The organism is Corallococcus praedator (assembly GCF_003612125.1).
Classification (GTDB): Bacteria; Myxococcota; Myxococcia; order Myxococcales; family Myxococcaceae; genus Corallococcus; species Corallococcus praedator.
In genome coordinates this window covers 1-4,384 of record NZ_RAWI01000580.1, presented here as the reverse complement: position 1 = coordinate 4,384, position 4,384 = coordinate 1, and the positions used below count along the sequence as shown (strand labels likewise).

General features: G+C 67.9%; 4 protein-coding genes. 3 read left to right on the top strand and 1 reads right to left on the bottom strand.

Annotated features, from left to right (window positions below; all coding sequences use genetic code 11):
* Positions 1–745: OmpA family protein (locus D7Y13_RS39125; RefSeq protein WP_208734539.1), on the top strand; the 745-nt coding region annotated here is incomplete at its 5' end.
* On the opposite strand, the gene D7Y13_RS39120 is transcribed toward D7Y13_RS39125, so the two are convergent.
* On the bottom strand, positions 691–1,401 hold the full coding sequence (locus D7Y13_RS39120) for an iron-containing redox enzyme family protein (RefSeq protein ID WP_120586090.1): 711 nt from the start codon (positions 1,399–1,401) through the stop codon (positions 691–693). The two genes, D7Y13_RS39125 and D7Y13_RS39120, sit on opposite strands and share 55 nt — an antisense overlap.
* Positions 1,402–1,720: 319 nt before the next feature.
* On the opposite strand from D7Y13_RS39120, the gene D7Y13_RS39115 reads away from it, so the two are divergent.
* Together D7Y13_RS39115 and D7Y13_RS39110 are read left to right on the top strand one after the other, a co-directional pair.
* Positions 1,721–3,715 carry a S8 family serine peptidase gene (locus tag D7Y13_RS39115; RefSeq protein ID WP_120586089.1) on the top strand — a complete coding sequence of 665 codons (1,995 nt, stop codon included), beginning with the start codon at positions 1,721–1,723 and terminating at the stop codon, positions 3,713–3,715.
* Between the two features lie 102 nt (positions 3,716–3,817).
* Positions 3,818–4,246 (top strand): DUF1801 domain-containing protein, encoded by a 429-nt coding sequence (locus D7Y13_RS39110; RefSeq protein ID WP_120538190.1) that lies wholly within the window; start codon positions 3,818–3,820, stop codon positions 4,244–4,246.
* Positions 4,247–4,384 lie beyond the last annotated feature (138 nt).

Genomic DNA, 4,384 nt, shown 5'->3' with positions numbered 1-4,384 from the left:
CCCCGAAGCTCCTCCCGAAGCCGTGCCCGAGCCGGAGCCAGCGCCCATGGCGGAGACGGACACGGATGGGGATGGCGTGCCGGACGCGCTGGACGCCTGCGTCCAGGAGCGGGGCACCCGGGAGCAGTCCGGCTGCCCTGCCGACACGCGGCCCCTGGTCACCCTCACCCGGGAGCGGCTGGTCCTGCATGGGCAGGTGTTCTTTGAACCCGGCGCATCGACGCTGACGGGCGCCTCGCGCGTGTTGGACGAACTGGCGCGGGTGCTCCTGGAACATCCCGAGCTCCCGCGCGTGCTCATCGAAGGCCACACGGACACGGGAGGCTCCGACGCCGCCAACCAGCGGCTGTCCCTGGCACGCGCCGAAGCGGTGCTCCGCTACCTCGTGCAGAAGGGCGTGCCCGCCTGGCGACTGGAGGCCCGGGGCTTCGGTGCCCGCCGGCCGGCGAGCAGCAATGCCACCCAGGAAGGCCGCGAACAGAACCGCCGCGCGGAGCTGCGCCTGCTCATTGGCGAGCCCGCGCCCCCTCCGCCCCAGGTGCCGCCCCTGGGCGCGCTCATCCGTCCAAGGCACAATGAATTGCATGTCCCCCAAGACATGAATGTCTTTGGCCGGAAGAACGACGGAGATGAGCTGGATTCGCAATCAATACTCACCCCCAAGGCGCAAGCCCTCGACTCCGCTTGCCTCTACCTCGCGAGCGGGTGGCTGGTGGGGCCGCCCTCACGGAAGATGCCTGGGTAGATGCTCCGGGTGGCCCGGGCCGAGAGGATGATCGCCGCCTGCTCCTCCAGGTCCGTCAGCCGCCCCAGGATCCTCGCCATCTCCGCCACGTGGTCTCCGTCCAGCGCCCCATGGCTGCGCAGGAACGTCACCGACTTGTGGATGTTGGGAATGGAAGCCACCGCCTGCAGCCGCTCCGCCCCCACGCCCGCCCGCGTCTGCGACAGGTACTCCAGCACGTACGCGGTCCCCAGCACCGCCGTCGGCACGCCCGCGCGCGACGTGAAGAAGTTCCACCCCGTATAGGCATCCACCGCCGGGCACCGCGCCGCCGCCTCCACCTGCTCCTCCGGGCAGCCCAGGTTCTTCAGGTCCGACAGCAACCACTTCTCGTGCCCGCGCTCCTCCTCCCCCTTCTGGATCAACAGCTCCGCCAGCTCCGGGTGCCGTCCCAACCGCTTCAGCCGCTGTCCCGCCTCCCCGAGGATCGGCGTGCTCCAGCGAGCATAGTGATACGTCTGGATGAGGTAGTGGATGTAGCCCGCGGCGTCGATGGTGCCGTTGAAGAGGCGACTGGCGTCAGGGTGCGCATCCACCGCCGCCACCAGCCCTCGCGCCTCACCGTCCAGCACCGCCAGCCACTGCGTCCCCGCCTGATGCTCCGTCTGTGTTTGCACGTACGTCTCCCGTCCGGGGCGCGTGGGCCCCCGGCTGCTGCGTGTTGAAGGTGAAGGAAAAGGAGGAGTCGCCCCAGGCCTGGACGGCGTGGCTTACGCCGTTGTCCAGCGCCACTGTCTGCACGTCATGGAGCCCCGCCCGGTAGCGAACAAGGCCGGCGTCTCGCCGACCTCACACGTTCTTTCGCCGCCGGTGACCCGAGTTCGACCCCGGCCATCACTCAGGAAAGCCGCATTGACCGCTTTATCAAGAATAGCTAATTTTACGGTCTGTACGAGGGCTTCCAAACCGGTGCCCGCACCTTCCCCGAGAGGCCGAATGAAACTGAAACTGACGCATGCGGTGAGTGCCATTTCCCTGCTGGCCGCGGCATGCGGCCCGATGCCGGAGGCACAGGAGTCCGACAGCGAGCAATTCGGTCACACGGCGCAGATGATCCGCCGGGACCGGGCCATCGCCGGCGAGTACATCGTCGTCCTGCGCGACGCCACGCAGGCGGTCCGGCAGCAGGGGGCGGCGAACATCGCCCGGGAGATGGTGTCCCTCAACGGTGGCAAGGTGCTGCGGACCTATGAGCACACCATCCACGGTTTCCTGGCGAACATGACCGAGGCCGAGGCCCAGCGCCTCCTGTCCGACCCTCGCGTGGCCTATGTGCAGGAGAACGGCCTGCTCCACGTGTCGGCGACGCAGACCAGCGCGACCTGGGGCATCGACCGCATCGACCAGCGGGATCTGCCGCGCAACAGCTCCTACACCTACAACGTCGACGGCACCGGCGTGCATGCGTACATCATCGACAGCGGTCTGCGGCAGACCCACACCGAGTTCACCGGTCGCGTCGGCAACGGCTACGACTTCATCGACAACGACAGCGACCCTTCGGACTGCCATGGCCATGGCACGCACGTGGCGGGCACGGTGGGCGGCACGACCTGGGGCGTGGCGAAGAAGGTCATCGTCCACGGGGTGCGGGTGCTCGACTGCACGGGCTATGGAAACGATGCGCAGGTCATCGGCGGCATGGACTGGGTGGCGGCCAACCACATCAAGCCGGCGGTCGCCAACATGAGCCTGGGCGATGTCGGCATTCCGGCCATCGATGATGCGACGGAGCGGATGATCGCCGCGGGCGTCACGACGGTGGTCGCCGCTGGCAACGACAGCGCCAACGCCTGCAACTACTCGCCGGCGCGTGCGCCCAACGCCATCACCGTGGGCTCCACCACCAGCAGCGACGGTCGCTCGTCGTTCTCCAACTACGGGACGTGCGTGGACATCTTCGCGCCGGGCTCGAGCATCACCTCGGCTTCCAACTCCGGCAACTCATCGAGCACCTCGATGAGCGGCACGTCCATGGCCTCGCCGCACGTGGCCGGCGCCGCGGCGCTCTACCTGAGCGCCAACCCCACCGCGACGCCCGCGCAGGTGCGTGACGCGCTGGTGAACAACTCCACGCCGAACAAGGTCACCAGCCCGGGAACGGGTTCGCCCAACAAGCTGCTGTACACGCTCTTCATCACCGGCGGCGGCAGCAGCGACACCACCCCGCCCACGACGTCCATCACCGCCCCCGTGGGTGGCGCCACGCTGAGCGGGACCGCGAGCCTGAGCGCCAACGCCTCCGACAACGTGGGCGTGTCGCGCGTGGAGTTCTACGCGGGCACCTCGCTGCTGGGCACGGCGACGGCCGCGCCGTACAGCTTCGCGTGGAACACGACGGCGGTGGCCAACGGCACCTACGCGCTGACCACGAAGGCGTATGATGCGGCGAACAACGTCGGCACGTCCTCCACGGTGTCGGTGACGGTGAACAACGGCACGGGCAGCTGCTCCATCACCGAGCAGCTCCTGGCCAACGCGGACTTCGAGAGCGGCAACACGGGCTGGACCACCTCGTCGGGCGTCATCGACGGCACCACGTCCGGCAGTGCGCCGCGCACGGGCACGTACAAGGCCTATCTGAACGGCTACGGCGCCACGCGCACCGAGTTCGCCTACCAGGACATCACCATCCCCGCCACGGCGTGCAGCGCCACGTTCAGCTTCTGGGCGCGCATCACCACGGCGGAGACGACGACCACGACGGCCTACGACAAGCTGGCCATCCAGGTCCGCAACAGCGCGGGCACGGTGCTGGCCACGCTGGCCACCTACAGCAACCTGGACAAGGGCACGGCCTACGTGCAGCGGACGTTCGACCTGGCCGCGTACAAGGGTCAGACGGTCCGCATCTACTTCAACGGCACGGAGGACTCGTCGCTGCAGACGAGCTTCTTCCTCGATGACACCGCGCTGAACATCGTCCGGTAGTCCTCCGGACAGCGCGGACGCCCTTGGGGGCGGATGTCCAGAAGCCCAGCAACCCCACCCGGTTGCTGGGCTTGTTTTTTGACGGAATGATCCGCTGGCCTGATGAACGGCCGGCGCGAAGGGCGCCTTGCAGGGGAGGTCCCATTGAGTGCCGAAAAAACCGCGTCCCAACTCATCGACCAGCGGATCCTCGACCTGGGGGATTGGCGCGGGGAGGCCCTGGCCCGCATGCGGGCGCTCATCCTGGAAGCCGACCCCGAGATGACCGAGGAGTGGAAGTGGATGGGCACTCCGGTCTGGTCGCACCACGGGATTGTCTGCACCGGGGAGTCGTACAAGAAGGCCGTGAAGCTCACGTTCGCCAAGGGGGCGAAGCTCCCGGACCCATCAGGCCTCTTCAACTCCAGCCTGGAGGGCAACACGCGAAGGGCCATCGACATCCACGAAGGGGAGAAGGTCGATGCGCGCGCGTTCAAGGCGCTCGTGAAGGCCGCGGTGGCCCTGAACGGCATGTCGGCAAAGAAGCGGTAGACGTGGAGGCCCACGCCTGCCGCACTGCGGCATGCGCCCGGGGTTCTCGGCTTCTCACGCCCTTGGAACGGGGTACGCAACAAACAACGCCATCCCCCGACAATGTAGGCAAGTCCCCCGCCCCACTCGGTTCTCCCC